Here is a 23,744-nt window from a genome sequence, read left to right on the forward strand (position 1 = left end):
CAATATAAATTATACTTAAAAATTTCATACAACTATGAAACGTTCATTTGCTGTTTTACTATTCAGTCTAATTTTTAACATTGCTTTTGCTCAAACGACAATTATTTCAGGAAAAGTACCTTCTATGAAAAAAGGTAAAATTACTGTTTTTCGACCATCAAAATGGCTGATTGATAGTGATATAAATGGAGTTTCGTTGAAAAAGCAAATTGCACAAAATGGCTCGTTTACTCTCGATTTAAAAGCTATCGACAAAGAAATTATACTATTCACCGTTTGGGATAGTTTACAAACAAAAAAACTTTACGAACAGTATTTGTATATTTCTAAGGGCGATAAAATCACGTTAAATGAGAAATCTGATGGCAAAGTTGTGATTACAGATGCTGGAACAAATCACAGTAAATTAGTGGGAGTCAGTACATACTATGATGTTGGCGAGGCTTATGGCGACCCTCTACCCGATAGAGTATATGAAAGAATCAATAACTTTTATCAGGCAGATAAATTATTGATAGAGGCTTACTTGGCTAAATATAAGTCATCCAAAGAAGTTGCCGATGCTTGGAATTATCACCTAAAATATACTCGTTTAGCAGCTTTCTATTCGATTTACACAAATAGTCCAGTAAGAAGAAATAATCCAAAGTGGGCGGCAGTATTTAATCAATTACAAGATGAGGTTGCTATTTCTGAAGATAAAGCCCTTATTTCTCCTTCCTATCAAAATTATTTAGGACAGTTTTTATTTGCTAAACACGCAGGTTCGAGAGAAGATTTTGACAAAAAGCCAGCAAAATTTTACGATGAGTGGTTTGGTGGAGATAGCTTAAAAGCAAAAGCCGTCATGGAAATTGACTATACCAATCAGCTTAAACAAAAAATCATTGAGCGATATTTTACGGGGAAGGTAAAAGAGCAAATGTATGGGCGTGTGTTTTATAACCTGATTCATGAGCAGCATTTTTTTAATGCTAAATCTGTTTTCAACGACTTTGAACATCAATATCCCAATAGCCAATACATCAAATATTTCAAAAAGCCTATTCAAGAAGCTGCGGTTCGCTTGGAAAATACAATTCCTAAAAAGGCTATATTCTTAGAAGGTAATACCACCGCAAAATGGGATAATATTTTAGAGCATTTTAGAGGTAAAACTGTATTTTTGGATATGTGGGGAACATGGTGCAGCCCGTGCCGAGAAGAAATCGAAAAGAACGCTGCCACTCTCAAAAAGCATTTTGAGGGAAAAGGCGTAGAATTTTTGTACGTAACAAACTATGATAAAAGCGAAACCAAATGGAAGCAGCTTATTGCTTTTTATAATTTAGAAGGAAGTCACGTTTTTGCCAATGAAGCTCTGACTAACGAAATCATGGAGAAAATCAAAGGCTCAAGTTTTCCAAGCTATGCCATTATTGATAAAAATGGCAAAATTGCTAAAGTCGAATACCCAATTGACCGAGAAATATTAATTCAGCAAATTGAGAATACTTTAAAAAATTGATATACACAGAAGATAAATCGGTAGGATTGATAGATGGTGGTGCTGTAGCCGTCGATTTAAATCGACGGTTACAACATTGATGAGTTTATCGAAGGTTGCCTTGTGTATTTCCCAAATAGAAATTTCACTCAACAGTATTACTTAATTTTCCGATTCCTTCGATGCTTATATGCACTGTATCTGCTTTAACGAGAGAAAAACTATCGGGTGGGACGATTCCAGTTCCTGTCATTAGAAAACAACCAAATTTGAATGTACAATCAAAGGTTAGATACTTAACTAATTCAGGAAATTCCCTTTTCATTTGTGTAAGACGTGTTGATTGCGAAAAGATAATTTCTCCTGCACGCTCAATTTCGAGCAAGATTTCGGTTTCTCTTGAAATCGGTTCTTTCAAAACCAAAATTCCAGGCCCGATTGCGGCACTTTTATCATACGACTTTGCTTGTGGAAGATATAGCGGGTTTTCTCCTTCAATATCACGAGAACTTACATCATTTCCGATGGTATATCCCGCTATTTCGCCCGATGAATTTACAAAAAGAGTGAGTTCTGGTTCGGGAACATTCCATTTTGAATCTCTTCTAATTTTAATATTCTCTTTATGTCCAACAGTGCGTGCAGCGGTAGCTTTAAAGAAAATTTCCGGGCGTTCGGCCGAATAAACCCTGTCATAGAAGTCGCCGCCTCCAGCATCTTTTGATTCTTCCATACGAGCGGTTTTACTTCTAAGATAAGTCACTCCCGAAGCCCAAATTTCCTGCGAAACAATGGGAGGGAGGAGGTGGGCTTCTAATTCAAAGTTTTCGGCAGGTGTCAATTCCGAAATCATTGTTTCGAGGAAATCATAAAGACTGGGCTGATTGACTAAAGTATCAAAATCATAGTTTTTTACTGTAAAATAATTACCATTGTGTTCGATACAAGGACCGAGAGCAGTGTTGAAAATTTTCATTGGGTAAAATGTAATTATATAAATTGCTTGAAAGAAAAAAAGCTCGGCGATTCGTCGAGCCTTTTGAATTAAAAAATTGTATTATTCAAAAAATGGCACTCCTGGAGTAGCGTACTTTTTCATACCTTCTTCGTTTATTTCAACTCCTATACCAGGCACATCTCTTACTCTAATAAAACCGTTTTTCTCTACCATATCTCCTTGATAAGTAACGATTTCTTTAAACATTGGGTCCTTGTGGAAATAAATTTGCCATTCCATAATCATGAAATTTGGTACCGACGCACATACGTGAGCACAGGCCATTGCTCCCAAATACGAGGCGACCATGTGCGGAGCAAACGGAACGTAGTATAAGTTTGCCAAGTTAGCAATTCGCTGGCCTTCGCCCAAACCACCGCATTTTTGAAGGTCAGGCATGATAATATCTACTGCACCACTTTCGAGCAATGGTCTGAAACCATAAGCCAAGTAGTGGTTTTCGCCTGCACAAATGGGTGTAGAAGTAGAAGCTGTGATTTTCTTGTAGGCATCGGCATTTTCGGCTGGTATTGGTTCCTCCAACCACATTAGATTAAGTGGTTCTAAAATCTTTGCGGCTTTTTCGCCAGTTACAGCATCATAACGCCCGTGCATATCGGCACAAATATCAATGTTTGGTCCAACTTCTTTGCGAGCTGCGGCCATTTGGTCATACATCCGTTGTAATTCGGCTGGGCTGGCTGTCCAGTTGAAACGGTCATATTTATTGGGGTCATTGGCTTGGTCTAAATCAAACTTTACGGCATTGAAGCCCATATCAACTGCCTCACGGGCAGCTTTGGCAAAATCTTCTGGTTTAGGTAATTGATTTTGATAAAGAGCGGTGTCCATATACACTCTGATTGTATCACGGAACTTTCCTCCTAAGAGTTGATAAACAGGCACACCCAAGGCTTTTCCTGCAATATCCCAAAGGGCTGTTTCGATGGCAGTAAGTACAGAAACAAACATACCTGCTTGAGCTCCTTCAAAAAAACCAGATTTTCTGACTTGCTCAAATAAACGATTGACATTTAGTGGGTTTTGTCCTTTTATGCGGTTTCCTATATTTTTTACTAAATGATAAGTACCTGGGGTAGCATCGACTCCCTCACCATGCCCGACAATATCTTGATTGGTATAGATTTTTACGAATAAACTATGACCGCCACGAATGTATCCAGCCTTTATATCGGTAATTTTTAGATTTGATGGAGCCGAACTTTTTGGTGCTTTATAAATAGCTTTTTCGTATTCGCTACCAAAACTTGCTAATGGACTCACAGCCATGGCCGAACCGATTGCTGCTTTTTGGAAAAAATTTCTTCTATTCACTTTGATATTTTTTATTGAGGGTTTATGCTCATTTGAATGATTTCATTTATTACATAATCTTACCAAGTTCTTTCCTTCAAAATCTCTTGGATTTGCTCGGCTGCAACAGGTAATTCATTAATATGGTCTTTGAGCCACTGCGAAAAGTCTTTTTCGATATCTGCCGACCAACGGGTGTCTATCTGACCGGTGGTATATTTGCCTTCTTTGAGTCGTTGATGACTGAATTTATCTCTTAAACGCACTACTTCCGATGATTTTACCACATCTTCAGCTAAGTGAGGAGGAATAAAAATTACTCCACCATCACGCCCAAGTACCACATCTCCAGGCATACATGTAGCATTACCGATTTTGGTTGGTTGATTGATACCAACCAAAGTTGTGTTTAATCCACCTGGTTGAGTAGCCGTATTCAGATGGTGGCTTGGGTGATAACTTCTGAAAAATGAGGTGAAACCTCCAATTTCACGCAAACCACTTATATCTCTGACCGCACCTTCGTACACGATACCGTTGCCGGTTCGGTTATAAATGGCATTGCCGAGGTTATCGCCAATCGTCGGACCGTCTTCGTAGGCATTAAATTGGTCAACTACATATACATCTCTCTTGACGAGTGTTTCAATCACCCAAGTATTTTGGGCTTTCAAGCGGCCATCTTGTTTGGTGCCTTTATCATCAATGGCGGTTTGAATATCAGGTCGGCCTGGCATAAAAATGGCCGTTACGGCTCTGCCTACCAAAACACTATCTGGGTTGATAGTTTGCCAGTTACCTTCGTACTGATGGCGATAATTTTTGTTTCGTAGCACCGCCCAAGCTTCTTCATGCGTAACTTTTTTCATGCGATTCAGAATAGCATCGGGCACTTTTGGACGGCCGTCGGGGAATCGTTCGCCTTTCCATTCTCTGGTCAGTTGTAATAAATAATCCTTGGATATTTGTTGAGCGTACAAACTGGGCGATAGTAAAAGTATTACTGCCCAAAGCAAGATTTTCTTCATAGAATTGTTGTTTGATAGTCTAAATGTGAGGGTAATTTGTTTTATGGCTATATTTCTTTTGGGGCTTCTCGTTTACTCCAATAATTGGCTAATAATGAGCCTGTTACGTTCATAGTTGGGCCAAAAATTGCCGAAGCGACACCAACGGTGGCGAGTTTTCCCATTTCGTTGGCTAATGCCGAAGCCAAGCCTGCGTTTTGCATACCAACTTCTAATGCCACTGCTCTCGAATCGGCCTCATTGAGTTTCAATAATTTTGCGGAGAAATAACCCAACAAATAGCCCAATACGTTGTGAGCAACTACAACTAAGATTAAAACCGCCCCAACAGATTGCAGCGAAGCCGCACCGCTGGCAGTTACAATCAGAATAATGTAGGCAATGCCAAGCATCGAAAATACTGGGAGCAAAGCAATGATTTTTTTGATAAACGCTGGAGCGATTTTATTGATAACCAAGCCAACTACAATCGGAATAATGACTAATTGAGCCATGTCCCAAAGCATTTTCCAAAAATCAACTTCAATTAAACTTCCGCCCAGCATTTTCATTAAAAATGGAGTAAGTACTGGTGCAAGTAAAGTAGCCGTTGTGGTGATGGTTATCGAAAGAGCGACATTGGCTTTGGCCATAAGTGCCATTACATTTGATGCCAATCCACTCGGACTACTGCCAATAAGAATGATACCCGCTGCAACCTCGATTGGAAAATCGAATACTCGAGAAAGAAAAAAGCCTAAAAAAGGCATGATTGTAAATTGGCAAAGAAGCCCAATAACAACCTTACGTGGCGATTTGAAAATCTCAACAAAATCGTTGAGGGTCATGGTTGCACCCATGCCCAACATGATTACTTGTAAGACTGGTTTTATGAAGGTATTTAGCTTAACGCCCGCAATGCTATTGAACGTATCGGGGAAATTATACCCGAGAATTACCAGAAAAATTATACTTATTGTGTACCAATAGTCTTTGATTTTCATTCTAAGAAGGGTTTTTCGGATAGAAATAGAGGACTGCCACAAAGACAGCCTCTATTTTCTAAAAATTTGTAAGTGTAGTTAAATTACTTATCCCAAAATATGCGAGTACTGAGGTTATCGGCACCTCCTAAACTCGTTACAGCCTCCTGATAATTAGCATTATTTCTGGCCGACTCTTCGTTCGGATAGGCCATTCTGCGAGTAAAGCCGTTTTGTAGGTTGTTATTATATTTGTTTGGGTTTAAAGTCGGAAAACCACTTCGACGGAAATTAGCAAACGATTCTGCACCGTTTCCGAGTGATGCAATCCAATATTGTGTATTGATTAATTCGAGAGCTTTTGCCGCATTATAGGCAACATTTGTGCGTGAGATATAACTATTTTGTAATGTTGCCGAAATCACAGGGTTGGTTGGATAAAGGGCATATTCATCAAAAGATGCCTTGATGCCAGCTTCGTAATACTCCTTAGGAGTTAAAGCACCTGACACACCACTGAGCCATCCTCTGAAGGCTGCTTCGGCCAAAAGTAATTTGGTTTGAGCATTGGTGATGTAGAATATTGGAGCAACGGCACTTCCAAAAACCGTATAATTTAGTTGTGAATAATTCTGTCCAGTTCCTTTAGTTCCTTTATAATCAGGGTATTTCAAGACACTTGTTTGGTCATAACCAACAGGGAAACCAAATTGAATAGCAGCTGTTGTATCAGGTGTTAGAGCCAACACTTGGTTTGGGTCAGCGTACTTTCCACATACATACTTCATGCGTGGGTCAGCCGTTGTTTTTAACTGGTTCACAAACGGCTCTGCTAAATAATAGAAATATGGATTTGTGGCACGTGGGCCATTGTTTAGTGGGTTATTATAAATTGAATTATAGACCAAATAAACATTGTCGGCATTTGTTTGAATCAAACCTCCATTGTAAGCCTCTTGAACAATGTTTTTTGCTTTAGTTTCATCAATTTTTGAATAACGCATTCCTAAACGAAGCATCAACGAATATCCCAATTTCTTCCATTTTGCTACTTGCTCGGTGGTGTTTGCAGCTTTACCAAAGAACATATCTTCTTTCACAAAATCCTTTGAGGCATCTAAGGCAGCCGTTGCGGCTTTTATTTCGTTGTATAAGCTTTCATAGATAACTTCATCTTTATCATATTTTGGATAAAAAATTGCTTCAAGATAGGCTTTTCCTGCTTGGCTATATGGCACATCTCCGTAAGTATCTACAAGTGTCATGAAAATAAACGACTTCCAAATTCTTGCTTGATTATACAAATTGGCCTTAGTTGGGTCTGCTTTCGTAAGCTGAATTATTTGTTCAAGTAGTTTTACTGGGCCATTGTAAGAATCATTCCAACGAGGTACATTAAAGTTATTATTATCTTCATTGAAATTAAAACCCGCCGTAGCTCCAGTGTTATACGCATTTACAAATTGCTGCACGATTGTTTGCTCTCCTTCCCACGAACCTGCATGTGTGAGGCGTTGTGCATTTGAAAATAAAAGCCCTGCATTGACATTTGTCAGAGCATAAGGATTTGTGTTGACAACCGCAAAGTCTTTATCGCAACTCGACATCAAGGCAAATATCGAGCAAATGAATATATATTTATAGAATCTTTTCATATCTCTAAAATTTTAAAATTTAGCATTTAGGTTAAACCCATACGTACGAGTGGTAGGAAGCGAAGTTTGTTCGTAACCAACTCTGAAATCACCCGAAGAAGCATTGGCTTCTGGGTCGAGGTCTGGCAAATACTTTTTGATAATCAATACGTTTCTACAAGAAGCCGAAAGTGTCAAGCCTTTTACAAATTTTGCTTTTGAGCCAATTAAGCGAGTCATATCATACGAAAGCGTGATGTTTCTTAGCTTAATAAAGTCAGATTTGAAAAGAAAAGGATCGGCGATTTGTAGATTTCGGTAGTCAGTATAAAATAATTGAGGGTCAACAGCAACAGTGTTTTTTTGTCCATCGGCTAATACACCAGGAAAAACCACGCCACCTTCACGACCAACTAAAGAAGCTTCGGTGTGTCCTTGGCGTAATCCATTTAGAGCAGTAGAAGATAATACTTTTCCACCCGCTTTGTAATCAAAGTGTACCAACAAACTGAGTGTTTTGTAGCTAAAAGTATTATTCCAACCACCAGTAAACTTCGGTAAAGCACTACCCAACAGCACATCAGGGCCTGTGCTTGCCAAAAGGCGGCCATTATTCTGTAAAACAATGTCTCCATTGGCATTTCTTAAATATGTTTTTGCGGCAAGTTGATTCAATGGTTGCCCAACCTCATAAACCAACGACCCAAGAAACTCATTTCCACCAAACGAACTAACAATCAGACGGTTGGTATTTGGAGCTAATGATAATACTTTGGTAGTATTGATTGCAGTATTGAATGAGCTTCTCCAAGTGAAGTTTGAATTCTTAACAGGAACTACTTCCAACATAAATTCCATCCCTCTATTTTGTAACGAACCTAAATTGAGCGGTGTACCAGTGTAACCCGAAGCGTTCGAAATTTCAACCGTTAGGATTTGGTCTCTTGTTTGTTTGTCGTAGGCAGCAATATCTACATTTACTCGGCTATTAAACATTTTGAGTTCAACACCTATTTCTTTTTCGCTCACACTAAATGGTCTGAGTAAAGGGTTCGGACTTGTACCATTATTGATTGTTCCTAAAGAATATCCATTAAACGGATTTTGAAGAATTCCGTAGTTGAGCAATCCTGTAAAAGCCCCGATACCATTTACACTACCAACGTCAGCAAATGAGCCACGAAGTTTTCCATAATTTAGCCAAGATACATTTCTAAGTACTTCTGAGAAAATAAAACTACCACTTACTGATGGGTAAAACGAGCTGTTATTTTGTGGATTTAGTACCGAAAACCAGTCATTACGGCCCGTAAGGTTTAAGAAAAACATATCTTTATAACCCAATTCGGCAAAGCCATATAGCGAGTTTACTTTTTCTTTGTAGATACCAAAGGTTTGAGATTTTGTAATACCATTTTCGATAGAATAAAGGTCTTTAACAGTAAAATCCGTAACACTTTGGTCGAAGGTGCGATTCGCATTATCGAAGGCATTTCCGCCTAAGCTCACATCAACTGAGAAGTTCTTGAAATTATGGCTACCACCTAACAAGAAATCAATGTTCATTTGACGGCCTGTATTGGTGTTTACACCGTAAGTGCCATTAAAACCTGTTCCTGCACCATTGAGTAATGTAGAAGTTCCTACTCCTGTTGGAAGATTTTGCTCCAAAAACGACACCCCGTAGTCCATGTTTACACGTCCTTGCACATATAACCACTTCAAAATATCGTACCTAACGGTAGCAGTTCCCAGAAATCTATCTCTTTTATTTTTGATAAATTGCCTATCCATAATAAAGTATGGATTGATGAGTGTTGACTGAAAACCCGATGTTTGGCGTTCGGTGCCATTATCGGCAACAGCTTTTTCTCTTAAAGCATCAAGGCTAATAGAATTGGCTAATCTGTATAAGAAATTGGGAGAACCTACACCCTGAACACCTACTTGTGGAGGATTATTATTGATTTCGTTGGTGTAATTCACGTTTACTTGCACCGAAAGCTTATCATTGATTTTTTGATTAACCCCCAAATTGAATATCTTTTTATGATAGTTATTATTCGGAGATATACCCAAAGCGTCTTGGTTAGAGTATGATGCACGGAAACTACCCTTAGCATTGCCACCCGATAAAGCTATTGTATTAGTAAATGATTGACCATTTCGAAAGAAGTCTTTGATTCGATTAGGGTTTGGCGAGTACGGACGAAGCACGCCGTCAAATTGCACGGTTGGTACACCATCGTATTTTTCACCCCAACCAAACTGGCCAGTCGTGACAGCATTTCCTTGATTTTGAGGTCTTTTGCCCGCTTGTCCTTGGCCATATTCTTGCTGAAAGTGTGTAAAGTCTAACACTTCATCGGAAGCAAAATTCGACGTAAATTCAACACCAATACCTGAGTTTTTACTGCCATTTTTGGTTGTGATAATAATGGCTCCATTGGCTGCACGAGAACCATAAATTGCGGCGGCAGTAGCTCCTTTCAATACGGTCATACTTTCAACATCATCAGGATTAAACTGTTGCATATTATCTCCTAAGTCAATTGAGTTATTACCGTTGGCTCCACGAGCACCTTGGTCCATCGGAAGGCCATTAATTACAATCAACGGTGAGTTATTGGCCCCAGCAAAAGCCGATTGTCCACGTAAACGCACTTTAGTACTCGAACCTGCTCCCGAAGAGGGTGGACTAATATCAAGCCCCGCAACTTTGCCTTCCATCGAAGTCATGATGTTGGTAGTACGGTTCTTTTGAATCTCATCAACTTTCACTGTTTCGGCCGAATACCCTAATTTCTTGGCTTCTTTCTTGATACCTAAAGCCGTAACAATTACTTCGTTGAGGCTGGTAGCATCTTCTTCTAACGATACATTAATTGTCGTTTGATTTTCTGCATTTACCTCCAAACTACGGTATCCGATAAAACTAAATACCAAAACTGAACTTGGCGAAGCATTAATGGTGTAACTTCCAGTGGCATCAGTGATAGTTCCATTGGTGGTACCCTTTACTTGCACCGATACACCGAGGAGGTTAATTCCTTCGTTTTTTGAGGTTACTTTCCCCGTAATCTTTTGGGCCATTAAGGCACTTGATAGTAACCAAAAGCACAGGAAAATAAGTTTAAAACGTATTTTTGTTTTCATAATAAAACAGGTTTGGTTGTTAAAATTCGATATATTTAAATTAGTAGGGTTAATATTTTATTATTTAGTGTTAAATTGACACATTTTTAATGTTCACAAAGCTACAACGTGGCCAAAGCGAAAACTTCCAAATTTTAACGGCGGTGAGATTTAGAAGTTTTTCTATTTTAAATTGGATTATTTTTACATTAGACAAAGGTTATATCGTACAAAAAAATTGAGATTCTTCGCATTAAATAAAGATAAATCAGATGAATTGAGGGCTTTTCATCATGTTTTTGAGTTTTCAAGGAAGAAAGTTCAATCAGTACAAACCAATTGGGCAGATTGTAAAAAGAATCCTGGATTAAGGTTTATTTTTATTCAAGAAGGTAATTTTGAATGGGTAATTGATAATAAAACGATTACGGTTTTCCCGAACGATTTGGTGATTATCTACCCAAATCAAGTATTGCAAAGCAAAATGGAAGCTTTTGATAACGGCACCTATTATTCTATTACGATTTTGCCCAAACTATTTAATGAAGAAAAATTAGTGTTTGGCGATTGGAGTAGTATTCCTGCAACCGAACAACTTCTGATTGGAAAACTATTTTTACTGAATAGAAAATCGGTTTTTCAGAACTTCAAAATTGCTGGCGAGATTCTAAAAAAGATAGAACTCGAAATATTTGCCACAGAAATAGGCTTCAAAGCCATCGTCAATCACTTGATAGATGAGTTGGTGGTATATTCTACTCGCCAATTGAGCAGAGAAGAAAATCAGCGAAAGCATTTCCCCCAAACTTTTCATAAATTTGACCAAATTTTAAGAGAAAATCTTTCGCATCCGTGGACAGTCGAAGAAATGGCTGCGATTTTGGGTTTAGGCACAACTACATTAAACGAAAAAATAAGGGCATACTCAGGTTTTTCGCCTTTAAACTATCTAATAAATCTCCGCATTTCGGAGTCAATCCGACTTTTAAAAAACACCGACATCAGCATAACGGATATAGCCTTTGAGATGGGTTTTTATTCTTCTCAACATTTTTCGTCAACATTCAAGAAAATGACAGGGTATTCTCCGAGGTATTTTAGAAAAACTCCTGAGTCAAAAGAGGAGTGATATAACATAATGTAAATAAGGAAGGTAGGTTTTATATATTTTGAAGAAGCAAAATGGAATTATTAATCACAATTGATATAGGTACAACGGCCGTTAGAATTGTTGCATTCGATTTTAAAGGTGAAAAGAAAGCGTATAAGAAAGGCTCGTATCCGACCTTTCACCCGCAACCTGATTTTAGTGAGCAAGACCCCGAGCAGGTTTTTATTACGGTTTTGTTTATTCTGAAAAGTTTGCTCAATGAGCTATTTGAGGATAAAAAGAATAAAATAAAAGGCATTGTTTTTAGTTCTTCGATGCACAGCGTGTTGCCGATTGATAAAAATGGAACACCACTCGGAAATGCCCTGATTTGGGCAGATAACCGTGCAAAAAAAGAAGCTGAGAAAATAAAAAACTCGGCTTTAGGTAAAATTATTTATGAGGCCACGGGTACGCCAATTCATGCCATGTCGCCGTTGGCAAAAATTGCTTGGATTCGTGAAAACGATGCCGAACGATTCCAAAAAACTTACAAATTCATTTCTTTGAAAGAATATGTTGTTCACCAGTTCACGAACGAATATATAATTGATTACAGTTTGGCGTCGGCAACGGGTTTATTTAATATCCGAACTCTAAAATGGGAACAAAATTCTTTGGATATATCGGGTATTAACGAAAATTATCTATCCGAAACTTGTCCGATTTACAATTCAGAAGCTAAACTTAAACCTAATTTAGCTAAATCTTTGCGATTATCGGCCAATACAAAAATCATTCTTGGTAGTACTGATGGCTGTATGGCCACCATTGGAACAGGTGTTTTTGCCGAAGGCCAAGCCACAATTTCAATCAATTCGAGTGGTGCAGTACGAGTATTTGGGGAAGAAGTACTGAATGATTCAAATCAGCGGTTATTCAATTATGTGCTTGATAAAAATCAGTACATTTCTGGTGGGCCAACCAATAATGCAGGGGTTGTTTTGGATTGGTTTGTGAGTCAATTTGGAAGTTTTCAGCACGGTAAAGATTTTGAAGAAACCATGCTAAATTCGCTCAATGAAGCACTGCATGTTTCGCCAGGGGCAGAAGGATTGATTTTCTTGCCTTATCTTTTGGGAGAAAGAGCACCAATCTGGAACTCAAATGCCCGTGGTGCATATTTCGGTATTAATATTAAACATGAGCCACGCCATTTCGTTAGAGCCACTATCGAAGGAATAATTTTTGAACTTTTTAGTATCGGTAAAGTTATCGAAACCTATCGAAATATCAATGAAATATCGTTGACAGGAACGGTCGTGACTTTGCCGTTTTGGTCAAATTTAGTGGCTGATATTTTTGGCAAAAAGGTAAATATGAACCATTCGGTTAATAGTATCAATTTAGGCTCGGCGTTGGTTGGCCTAACCGAGATGGGAGTTTATGCTAATATCGAAGAGGCGGTGAAAAGCATAGTAAAACCCGATAGAATCATTGAACCCAAGGTTCATCACCATGAATTATATACCAAGTATTACCGTATTTTTAGTCAATTAACTCAAAAATTCAAGGAAGAATTCGATTTAATTGCCGAATTACAGGCTGGATAATGCGTAAAATAAAAAATCTAACGTCCGTAAAGTACAGACGTTAGATTAGCTTTGTATGAAACAAATTTACTTAAATAAATTTAAAGTATGTAAATATTCCTGTTGATGGTTTATTATCACTTTAAAAATATTTCCCATTTTTAACCTAATCATAATTCAATATCAATACCCAGGATTTTGAGTAAATGGCGGACCTTCAACCGTACGGTCAATTTCAGATTGTGGTATTGGTCTTAAAACATGAAAGTCTTTTACGTAAGGGCCAGCCTCATTATTCCAAAGTTTTACTCTTCTTACCAATGATTTAGTACGTACCAAATCTTGGTATCGCATCCACTCACCAAATAACTCACGACTTCTTTCATCTAAGATAAAATCAATCGTTACGTCTGTATCTTTGATTAGCATCGCCGTCGCTGCTGCTGCATTTTGTGCCGCCGTATTCGTTTTACGATAAGCTGCTCTTTGACGAATCACATTCAAAAGTTCAGCAGCTTTTGCCTTATTGCCTGATTGCAGATACGCCTCGGCTCCAACTAAATAAACCTCTGAAAAACGAGTAAGTACAACTGGACGAGTAGAAGGGTCATTAAAGTTGCTACCACGGCTTGGGTCCATGTGTTTCTTCACTGCTGGGTAAACATCTGATTTCCAAAGACTTGGCGGAACAATGATACCCTTAAATGGCTTGGTGCCGTTGAATTGTGGTGCTCCTACAACTTCATAATCTGGTAACCAAACAGCTGTATCGACTCCAACTTGTGTTGTGTATCCAATTCCGCGTTTGTTATTGGTAGCAGTTGCTGAATTTGTTATCGACTGGTTAGCGATGTAAACTGTGTAAAAAGTATTAGCAAAACGAGAATCAATATCTCTCTTTACAAATGCTTGGTCAAGGAAATAGTTCTTACCTGCAACCTCGCCCGAAGTTTGCTTGACACTATTTGGACGCAAACGTTGATACGGACGGCCATAGTATGAATCACGAACCATTAACGATGTACCTGAATTAGCTAAAACGCCACTTGCATTCACAAATGAGTTTACACCGCTGTTATTTGGATAATTCCAGTTAGTAAACCAAGGAGTTAAGTTTTGTCCTGCTCCACCACTTGCACCACCACCAACTGTATAGTATCCGAATTTAGCATCAGATGAATGGTCGCTAACAAACATTGTTTCCTTTCCATAATCATTGGCAGGTACAAACGCATCACCAAAGTCTTGCCATAAATCCAAGCCATAAGTTGCCTTATTGGTTATAATATCATTCGATATTTTTGCAGCTTCAGCAAAATCAGCTTGCGAATTTGTTAACCATCCACGCGTGAGATATGCTTTTGCTAAAAAGAAAAGAGCCACTGGTTTTGTAGCAGGTTTGCCTAAGAAAGGAGCCGTTGGCTTATCTGGTAATTCTGCTGAAGCTTCCGTCAAATCTTTAATGATTAGTTTATAAACTTCCGAAGCTGGGTCTCTTTTGGCTGCTTGCGACGGAACCGTGATAAATTCTGTGTGCAATGGCACATCACCCCAAGTCTGAACTAAATAGAAATACCAAAATGCTCTCAAAAACTTCGCCTGTGCTAAATATTGTTTTTTAGTTGCTTCTGGTAAATCAATGTTTTGCCCAAATTTTAAAACACCATTGAGGGTATTTATACAGGTAAAAGATGTTCCCCATGCCGAACCAAAGTTAGTACTATTTAGGCCATTAAAAGTGTGAACAGGACCACCACCACTACTTGCACCTTGAATAAACTCATCAGTACCTGCTTGCATTTCGGTTGAAAAACCCTCCGTACCCCATTGGTTACGAATTTCGTTATAAACCCCAGCAATACCACCAAATACCCCCGCAGGGCTATTAAAAAACGAAGGCACAATCTGAGATTGCGGATGCTCTTCAAGAATTTTTTCACACCCTAAACTCAAAAACAAAGAACAGGCGAGTATTGAAATTTTTATTTTTTTCATGTTATTTTCTACAATTAAAATTTAAGATTTACACCTAAAGTAAACTGACGCACAGGTGGGTTATTAAGGTTTACGCTGATAACACGGTTGAAGTTACCTCCTTGAATGGTGTTTCCGTATCCATTACCTTCTGGGTCTATGGCAAGTTTAGCTTTAACTAATGGTGAGTAAATAATAAAAGGATTGGTTGCGTTGAGATAAATACGAGCCGACGAAATACCTATTTTGCTAAGTCCTTTAGTTGGAACCGTATAACCTAAGTTGATACTTCTCATTTTAATGAATGACCCATCTTGGTATTGAGTAGTCGAAGTAAAATCTCTTACGCCGCCACCTGCATTCGGTTTAGGGAACGCATTAGTCGGATTAGTTTCTGTCCAGTAATCCATAACCAATTGGTTTGAACGACCTTGGTTCAAAAATCCAAATCCAGAGCCACCACCCGAAGTACCTGATAAATAAGGAACCAACACTTTCATACCCATACGAGCGTAGGTAACGATAGATAAATCAAAACCTTTGAAACTGAATCGATTAGTCAATCCACCTTCCCACTTAGGTTGGAAATTTCCGATAATTTTACGGTCAGCGGCATCAATTTTTCCGTTTCCATCAACATCTTCAACTCTGATTTCGCCTGGTACTTGTACAGGAGAAGTTTGTTTGCCCAACGTTCCATTTTCTTTATCTGATAATTGCCAGATACCGATTTTATTATAATCATAGATTACAGTAAGAGGCTGACCAACAAACCAGAAATTACCTTTGTTGTCTAATTCGCTTGGAGTTGTAAGTTGCGTAATTTTTTCACGATTGAAGAAATAGGTTACATCAGCACTCCAATTGAAGCCACCTTTGTTTCTAAGGATATCAAAAGTTAAAGTCGATTCAAAACCTTTACCCTGAGTTTTTCCTAAGTTTTTCAGAGTTGAACCAGCACCATTACTTTGAGGAAGATTTACCGAAAGCAAAATATCTTTTGTATTTTGTTTGTAAACATCAAATGAACCCGTGATTCGGTTATTGAATAAACCAATCTCCAAACCAAAATCTGATTGCGAAGTCGATTGCCACCCTAAATTACTGGCAGGTAAGCTTGTTACGGTATAGGCCAGTGCTTGTCCAGCAGCGGTTGGACCAAAGTTATAGTATCCAGACGAAAGTGCTCCTAAAGTAGCATAAGCACCTACGTTACGGTTTCCTGAAATACCCCAGCCACCTCTAAGTTTTAAGTTTGATAAAAAGCTTAGGTCTTTCATAAATGGTTCGTCGATGATATTCCAACTCAAACCAATTGCTGGGTAGTTAAAATACTGATTACCAGGCGATAAAGTTGAAGAACCATCTCTACGGAACGTTGCCGTAAGGGTATATCTACTGTTGAATGTATAATTTAGGCGTGCCATATATGACAATAAACCAGTTTCGCCAAAACTACCGCTACCTGTTGGTTGGCCTGATGCCAACGAAAAGTTGGCTGTTTGAATATAATCAGCAGGTACGCCTTTTACATTAAAGCTACTTCCCAAGTTATGGTTTTTAGTAACTTCATAGAGAGCTGTAAAACCTATTTTATGCTTTTCGGCAAATACTTTATCATAGTACAATAAATGCTGGAAATTGACATCCCAATATTCAGTATTTCTAACATCAGCATTTGATACGTTTTGTTCTGTTCCTGAATTTACAAAGGTATTTGGTGGGCCATAACCATTGAATGAAACCTGACTAAAGTTAAGACCTGCATTGAAACGATATTTTAGACCATCTAAAATGTTTACCTCCGCATACAAACTATTGAAAGTTCTAATCGAACGCTCATTTGAAAGAATGTCATCTCCACGTGAGATTAAAGTAAGTGGGCTTACTGCCTGAGCTTCGATTGTTCCTTTCTTAGGGTTTAAATTTACACTGCCATCTGCATTATATGCTGGTACTAATGGCGATAAACGCACTAATTCGGTTGGAATACCGCCACCCGCTGGGTCATTTCTACGGGTCATGGTGTTAATTGTATTTAAACCAACTTTTACACGTTTGCCAATCTTTTGGTCAAGCGTTGCACGGATGTTCATACGGTCAAAATTCTGATTCGGCATAATACCTGTTTCGTTGAAATAACCGATTCCCATACCATACTGAGTGTTTTCAACCCCACCCTGCAAACCAAGCTGGTGACTTGTATTGAACCCTTGCTTGTAGAGTAAATCTTGCCAATCAGTTGAAACCCCTGCGGCTAAATTTGCTCTTTCCTCTTCAGTTAATGGATAAGCAGTAGTTCCAGCTCCTTGTGTGTTATAAGCAGCCGAAAGCTCTTTGAATTTTGCATATTGTTCGCCATTCATCACGTTATATTTGCCCATGATGCTTGTTACGCCATGATACCCATCATAAGTAAGAACAGGCTTACCAACTTTTCCTCTTTTAGTTGTGATTAGAATCACACCACCCGCACCTCTTGAACCAAAAATGGCCGTTGCAGAAGCATCTTTCAAGATTTCGATGTTTGAAATATCATCTGGATTAATATCATTCAAACCGCCGTAAGGAATTCCATCAACAACCACAAGTGGGCCGTCAAGTCCATCTCCATTACCAGTTGTTAATGAGCGGTTTCCACGAATACGAATCGAAGCTTGGCTACCTGGAGTAGAACCATTACTAACGATTGAAACCCCTGCCGCTCTACCTTTTAAAGTATTTAAAATGTTTGGAGCTGGAACTTCTTTTAAGGTCGCTTCCGAAACCGAAACAACCGAACCAGTAATATCTCTTTTCTTCTGAGTACCATAACCCACAACTACTACCTCGTTTAACTCTTTTCCAGTACCGACATTTAAAGCGACATCAATATTGGTACGGCTACCCACCAAAACTTCTTGGGTTTCGTAACCAATAAAGCTAAACACTAAAGTTTCGCTTGCGGATGCTTCAATTTTATAATTACCCGAAGCATCTGCAATTGAGCCTCTACTTGAACCCTTCACAGTAACACTTACACTTGGCAGAAATTCATTGTTAGAAGCATCTCTAACTTTCCCGCTGATAAGTTTTGCTTGGGCAAGGAGTGATAGGGGGCTAAGTAATAGCAATAGGGCTGCTATACTCCACCTCATCGTTTTTTGTTTCGTTCTGTAGTTTTTTGTCATTTTACAGGAGATTTCGTTTATTTGAATAATACAATTTATTGTAGCTGAAATGATAGTTTTGCTTAATTGAGCCTTTAAACCCTTTCAAATACATTGAATCGAATGTATATGTAGGAATTTGGTTTTTCAAAAAAAGAGTGTCAAATTGACACTAAATAAAAAACGAAAACTATCGGAAACGATTTCGGAATCGTTTCCGATAGTTTCTTAAAATTCCTTAATTATAATTTACTCTAAATAAGTTTTATAAATTTGTATTCGACTTATGGTTAAAATAACCAAAAGGGTGTGACACATAATCTAAGAAAAATACAATTCATGCCATGCAAAAATGTATAAAATGTGGGAAAGTTGATGGAATTATTAGAGCTGGTTTCTTGAGAGGTCAACAGCGGTATCATTGCAAGCTGTGTAGTCATTTTTTCGTGCTAAAATCAAATCAACCACAGCCAACCAAAAGCAATAATCCAATAACCATAGTTGATGTAGCTAATTTTTTGGGAGTTTCTATATCTACGGTATCACGAGCCTTAAACAATAAATCTGATATAAATCAGAAAACCAAAGATGCCATCATTCAAGCAGCTATTGATTTAGACTACAAACCTAATTTCTTAGCACAAAGTCTTAACAAAGGAAGCACCCATACGATTGGTGTGATAGTTCCTGACGTAGGACACCCATTTTTTGCGTCGGTTTTGGCAGGAATTCAGCAAGTTGCCAATAATACTGGATATAGAATTATTGTTTGCCATTCAAACGAATCTTACCGAATAGAGGTGTTGAATACTGAAACGCTCATGGCATGTAGGGTTGATGGTATTCTGATTAGTCATTCTAAAGAAACGACCGAATTTGACCACATAAAAAAAATAACAGAAAAGGGCATTCCTGTAGTTCAGTATGATAGGGTCAACTCTGAGTTAAATACATCAAATATTATTCATCAGGATTTTAAAGGTGCTTTCAATTTAGTAGAACATTTAATTTCGCAGGGATGTAGGCGAATCGGAGTAATGTCTGGTCCAAAAGAAATGCAAATCTGCAAAACACGCATTGAAGGCTATAAGGCCGCTCTTCAAAAACATGGTATTGAAATTAACAACGATTATATCGTACATTCAAATATTTCATACGGTGAAGGAGAGCAGATATTGAATTATTTTATAGGATTAGAAAATCCACCTGATGGGATATTTGCGATAGTTAATAGAAATGCAATTGAAATGATGAAAGCTGCCAAAGAAAAGGGCATTAAAATTCCTGATGAACTGGCATTTGCGGGTTTTGGCGACGATATTCTTGCACAATATTTTGAGCCTCCACTTACTGTTTATAATCACTTTCCAACGAGAATAGGGGAGATAGCCATTAGAATGCTGATTGAAAATATTAATAATAAAAGCAATTTTAATCCTTATAGTAAAATCGTGGAAGGGGAGCTGATTATTAGAAAATCCTCTTTAAAAAAAGGTAGTTGTTTATAATGAGTTGAAACCAGTATTACTTAGGTATAGTCATAAAATCTTGTCTTATTTTTTCTGTATTTTGCATTATAAAATCAACGTTTATAACTATTAAAGTTCAACCAAAATGTCACAAATTATTTTAAGTGCAAATGCAGCACTGGCTTTTATTTTGGAATTGATAATGTTTTATTCAGTAGGAAGTTATGGTTTTTCTATCGGTAAAACTTCGATTACGAAATGGCTTTTTGCCATTGGTTTCGCTTTGATTGCTATTGCCCTTTGGGCTATTTGGGCTGCTCCAAAATCCGAACACCGCCTAAGTTCGCCAGCCCGATATATTTTTGAGTGGCTCATGTTTATGGCTGGTTCGTTTTGCTTTTTCAAGCTAAACCATATTAATTGGGCGGTCGGTACTGCCATTCTTGCCACGATAAGTGTGTTCATTGCCTATAGTTCGGAGCAATAAAAATAGATTTAATCTTTGGCAAATGCCGAAATAGCTACATAACGCTCATTAATATATTTTTCCAAGTCTGAAACGGCTTGGTCGAAACTTTGTGGGTTTTGCAGGTAACTGTACGGTGGTTTTTCAATTTCGGAAGCCGTGAAACTTGGTGCCAAAATGGCCTTATGCTTTTTAATGTATTCATTCATAGCCGTTGGCGTAAAATATTTAGTGATAAAATCCTTTACGGCAGATTTATAAAAAGCATAATACTCAGGGTCGTCGATGATGTATCTTATCAAAGGCCATTGCGAGCCAACTTCTTTCATATCCATCGTAAGAGCCGTACGATTTAGCCCACCTTTCATCTGAAACGAAAGATTCAAATCGTAAGGAATCCAACGTAAAACACCATTGGTATTGGCCAGAAAATAGTTGTGCATTACTTGTCCGTAGGTATCCCAATTACCTACTGTGTTATTTACTGCCAGATATTTCAGAAAGCCTTTTACATCAAATATTGCCTCCAGTTCTTTTTTCCAAAGTGGTCGGTCATTGACCCTTGTTGGGCTATTAATTGCTGTTATTAAAGCCTTTACATCGCTGTAATCGTTGAGGTCTTTGTTGTTTTGTTTTTCGATTTGAGCGGTAATAAACGTTTGAAGATTTGATTCGGGTTTATACACATTCCCTACCTTAATTCCACTTTGGTTTTCAACCATGTGTTCTTCAACCGTTTCGATAGCTTGATAAACTCCGCAATATTTTTGTCCTTGACCAAAATCAATATAAACCTTATAATAGCCAACTTTACAGGCCATAACTCCAGCTTTTCTGAATAAATCGGTCAGGAGTTTTTCTTTCATAAAAGTATTGTCACCGTAGCTTGGAGCAAATGACAGTTCTTTGAAACCATAAAATCTTTGATTTTTGGTTTCAGCATATTTATCTTCAAACTCATCAAATTGTATTTTGAAAGGTAATTTATAAACCCCACTTCGCCAAGTGGCATTCAGCGAAGCATTTCCTTTCAATCTAAATCCCACTTTTTGCCATTTATTACTGCCTTGCGAAACATCCGCTTCTACATAAATAGGGTCGCCTGGCACTGCATCAAGGCTACCATTTCCTGCTGGCGGAACAGCCCCCGGAATAGTAGTAGCACTACCGAATTTTCGGGTAGTACGATACTCCATATCTCGCTGAATTTTATCCCAGTTTGTTTGACCTAATTGAATAACCATACTTCTCATTTCGGCTTCGGGAAACACCCAATCATAATCGGGTATTTTGCCAAATGCTTTTGAAACACTTGGGTCGGTATTTTTTTCGCAAGCCAAAGCGAAAAGCAGAAAAACAACAAAAATGGTAGCAAGACGCATATAGATAAGAGTAGAGATACCTACATAAAATGGAACAAATGACACTAAACAATTTACCCCCCAAATATTGATAAAATAATTGGAGGGTAAAACTTTTTTGGAATAAACTAATGGGCTTTTATACTATCCATTTACTTTCTTATAATCAGCCAAGAATTTCTCTAAGCCACTATCAGTAAGCGGATGTTTGAGTAATGCTAAAATGGCACTTAAAGGACCTGTCATTACATCAGAACCGATTTCGGCACACTTAATGATATGAATTGGATGACGAACCGAAGCTGCTAATATTTGTGTTTCAAATCCATAATTATCAAAAATCAAGCGGATTTGCTCAATTAAATCTAATCCATCAAACGAAATATCGTCTAATCGACCGATAAATGGCGATACATAGGTAGCCCCAGCTTTGGCCGCCAAAAGAGCTTGACCCGCTGAAAACACCAAAGTACAATTTGTTTTGATACCTTTTTGTGTAAAATATTTAATTGCCTTGATACCGTCTTTAATCATCGGAACCTTTACAACGATGTTGGGGTGTAAATCGGCCAAGGCTTCGCCTTCTTTAATCATTCCTTCAAAATCTGTAGAAATTACCTCTGCTGAAATCGGGCCATCTACAATTTCGCAAATGGCTCTGTAGTGGTTTAGGATATTTTCTTGACCTGAAATGCCTTCTTTAGCCATTAACGATGGGTTGGTGGTTACACCGTCTAAAACACCCAAATCGTTTGCTTCTTTAATTTCAGCCAAATTGGCTGTGTCGATAAAAAATTTCATGTTTTAAATATTGTTTTGTAATAAATTTCAATGTTACACTTAACAACCTTGCCCATAATAAGCGTTTTTTCCGTGTTTACGCTCGTAATGTTTCATACGTAAGGTATCTTTTATTCTTGGCGTGTTGGGGTTAATTTGCAGCGTTAGCATCGCCATTTTGGCTACTTCTTCCAACACTGCGGCATTATATACCGATTTTTCGGCATTTTTTCCCCACGTAAAAGGCCCGTGATTTTGTAGTAAAACCATTTCGACTTCTTTATGCGAAAGTTTTTTTTCAGTAAAACAATCAAAGATTTGATTACCCGTTTCAAACTCGTAATCTCCTTCAATCATCTCATCGGTAAGGACTTTTGCACACGGAATATCTTGGTGAGTATGGTCGGCGTGAGTTGTACCAAAAATCGGAATATCCATACCTGCCTGAGCCCATGCTACCGCATACGTACTGTGCGTGTGCGTGATTCCACCAATATCTTCCCAATTTTTGTATAATTGAGCATGAGTTTTGGTATCGGAAGATGGTCGCATGTTTCCTTCAACAACTTTGGCATCATAGTCCATAATTACAATGTCAGTCGGTTTCAGAAACTCATAAGGCACACCGCTTGGCTTGATAGCAAAAACGCCTTTTTCTCGGTCAACTGCACTGACATTCCCGAAAGTAAATAAGACCAAACCCAACTTTGGAAGCATCATGTTAGCCTCAAAGCATTCTTCTTTTAATGATTGATACATATCATTTTCTATATTTTCATTGAGTAAAACAGCTTCTTAGAAGCAATTCGCCCAAAGTTTTATCCGATTCTTCTTTTTAAATAATTTTTATAGTCAGGCACAGCTGTTTCGTATTCTGTGTGCATAAGAGCCGACGTGACGATGTAGTCGGCAGTGGCACGGTCGCAAGCCATCGGGATATTCCAAACCACACACAAACGCAAAAGTGCTTTAATGTCGGGGTCGTGCGGTTGTGCTTCCATGGGGTCCCAAAAGAAAAACAGCATATCAATTTTGCCTTCAGCAATCAAAGCTCCAATTTGTTGGTCGCCACCCAAAGGCCCACTCAACAGTTTTACGACCGAAATGTCAAGGGCCTCTTCGAGTAGTTTTCCTGTTGTTCCAGTAGCAAATAATTGATGCTTCGATAAAACTGCTTTATTATAAATTGCCCAGTCAATCAAATCATCTTTTTTGTTGTCATGAGCCACTAAAGCGATTCGTTTGCGTGCCGAAACAGTTTTTGTCTTGAATAAATCTGTCATATTTTGAAAGGATTTTCTACCCGT

At 38.2% G+C, this 23,744-nt stretch carries 17 protein-coding genes; 5 read left to right on the forward strand and 12 right to left on the reverse strand.

Annotation, left to right across the window (positions count from 1 at the left end):
• The first annotated feature begins 34 nt into the window (after nt 1–34).
• Nucleotides 35–1,507 (forward strand): TlpA family protein disulfide reductase, encoded by a 1,473-nt coding sequence (locus IEX65_RS07875; protein ID WP_188765497.1) that lies wholly within the window; start codon nt 35–37, stop codon nt 1,505–1,507.
• Between the two features lie 124 nt (nt 1,508–1,631).
• On the opposite strand, the gene IEX65_RS07880 is transcribed toward IEX65_RS07875, so the two are convergent.
• The 6 genes from IEX65_RS07880 to IEX65_RS07905 form a co-directional block, all read right to left on the reverse strand.
• A complete protein-coding gene (locus IEX65_RS07880) occupies nt 1,632–2,462 on the reverse strand; it encodes a fumarylacetoacetate hydrolase family protein (RefSeq protein WP_188765498.1) in 831 nt (276 codons plus the stop codon).
• Nucleotides 2,463–2,543: 81 nt separating this feature from the next.
• Entirely contained in the window at nt 2,544–3,773 is a 1,230-nt protein-coding gene (locus IEX65_RS07885; RefSeq protein WP_188765942.1) for a mandelate racemase/muconate lactonizing enzyme family protein, read from the reverse strand.
• A 104-nt stretch (nt 3,774–3,877) separates the two neighbouring features.
• Nucleotides 3,878–4,825 (reverse strand): RraA family protein, encoded by a 948-nt coding sequence (locus IEX65_RS07890; protein ID WP_188765499.1) that lies wholly within the window; start codon nt 4,823–4,825, stop codon nt 3,878–3,880.
• A 47-nt stretch (nt 4,826–4,872) separates the two neighbouring features.
• Complete coding sequence (locus IEX65_RS07895) at nt 4,873–5,808, reverse strand: bile acid:sodium symporter family protein (RefSeq protein ID WP_188765500.1); 936 nt, start codon at nt 5,806–5,808, stop codon at nt 4,873–4,875.
• An 83-nt stretch (nt 5,809–5,891) separates the two neighbouring features.
• Complete coding sequence (locus IEX65_RS07900) at nt 5,892–7,442, reverse strand: SusD/RagB family nutrient-binding outer membrane lipoprotein (protein WP_188765501.1); 1,551 nt, start codon at nt 7,440–7,442, stop codon at nt 5,892–5,894.
• Between the two features lie 12 nt (nt 7,443–7,454).
• Complete coding sequence (locus tag IEX65_RS07905; RefSeq protein WP_188765502.1) at nt 7,455–10,577, reverse strand: SusC/RagA family TonB-linked outer membrane protein; 3,123 nt, start codon at nt 10,575–10,577, stop codon at nt 7,455–7,457.
• A 217-nt stretch (nt 10,578–10,794) separates the two neighbouring features.
• Here IEX65_RS07905 and IEX65_RS07910 point away from each other — a divergent pair, with 217 nt between their 5' ends.
• Nucleotides 10,795–11,685, forward strand: a complete 891-nt coding sequence (locus IEX65_RS07910) for a helix-turn-helix domain-containing protein (protein ID WP_188765503.1) — start codon at nt 10,795–10,797, stop codon at nt 11,683–11,685.
• A gap of 53 nt (nt 11,686–11,738) precedes the next feature.
• Nucleotides 11,739–13,259: a gluconokinase gene (locus tag IEX65_RS07915; RefSeq protein WP_188765504.1), complete on the forward strand. Its 1,521-nt coding sequence runs from the start codon at nt 11,739–11,741 to the stop codon at nt 13,257–13,259.
• 162 nt (nt 13,260–13,421) lie between these two features.
• Here the strand turns inward: IEX65_RS07915 and IEX65_RS07920 are convergent, their stop codons facing one another.
• Nucleotides 13,422–15,233, reverse strand: coding sequence for a RagB/SusD family nutrient uptake outer membrane protein (locus IEX65_RS07920; protein ID WP_188765505.1), 1,812 nt, complete (start codon nt 15,231–15,233; stop codon nt 13,422–13,424).
• Between the two features lie 14 nt (nt 15,234–15,247).
• Complete coding sequence (locus IEX65_RS07925) at nt 15,248–18,382, reverse strand: SusC/RagA family TonB-linked outer membrane protein (protein WP_188765506.1); 3,135 nt, start codon at nt 18,380–18,382, stop codon at nt 15,248–15,250.
• Between the two features lie 323 nt (nt 18,383–18,705).
• Here IEX65_RS07925 and IEX65_RS07930 point away from each other — a divergent pair, with 323 nt between their 5' ends.
• A complete protein-coding gene (locus IEX65_RS07930) occupies nt 18,706–19,869 on the forward strand; it encodes a substrate-binding domain-containing protein (RefSeq protein ID WP_188765507.1) in 1,164 nt (387 codons plus the stop codon).
• A gap of 106 nt (nt 19,870–19,975) precedes the next feature.
• A complete protein-coding gene (locus tag IEX65_RS07935) occupies nt 19,976–20,317 on the forward strand; it encodes a YrdB family protein (protein ID WP_188765508.1) in 342 nt (113 codons plus the stop codon).
• Between the two features lie 8 nt (nt 20,318–20,325).
• Here IEX65_RS07935 and IEX65_RS07940 read toward each other — a convergent pair whose 3' ends face one another.
• The 4 genes from IEX65_RS07940 to IEX65_RS07955 form a co-directional block, all read right to left on the reverse strand.
• Entirely contained in the window at nt 20,326–21,678 is a 1,353-nt protein-coding gene (locus tag IEX65_RS07940; protein WP_188765509.1) for a CotH kinase family protein, read from the reverse strand.
• 123 nt (nt 21,679–21,801) lie between these two features.
• Nucleotides 21,802–22,458, reverse strand: coding sequence for a fructose-6-phosphate aldolase (fsa, locus tag IEX65_RS07945; RefSeq protein ID WP_188765510.1), 657 nt, complete (start codon nt 22,456–22,458; stop codon nt 21,802–21,804).
• Nucleotides 22,459–22,497: 39 nt separating this feature from the next.
• Nucleotides 22,498–23,196 carry an L-ribulose-5-phosphate 4-epimerase gene (locus IEX65_RS07950; RefSeq protein ID WP_188765511.1) on the reverse strand — a complete coding sequence of 233 codons (699 nt, stop codon included), beginning with the start codon at nt 23,194–23,196 and terminating at the stop codon, nt 22,498–22,500.
• A 59-nt stretch (nt 23,197–23,255) separates the two neighbouring features.
• Complete coding sequence (locus tag IEX65_RS07955) at nt 23,256–23,720, reverse strand: methylglyoxal synthase (RefSeq protein ID WP_188765512.1); 465 nt, start codon at nt 23,718–23,720, stop codon at nt 23,256–23,258.
• Between the last annotated feature and the right edge of the window lie 24 nt (nt 23,721–23,744).

It is taken from the genome of Emticicia aquatilis (genome assembly GCF_014644295.1).
In the GTDB taxonomy this organism is placed as follows: domain Bacteria; phylum Bacteroidota; class Bacteroidia; order Cytophagales; family Spirosomataceae; genus Emticicia; species Emticicia aquatilis.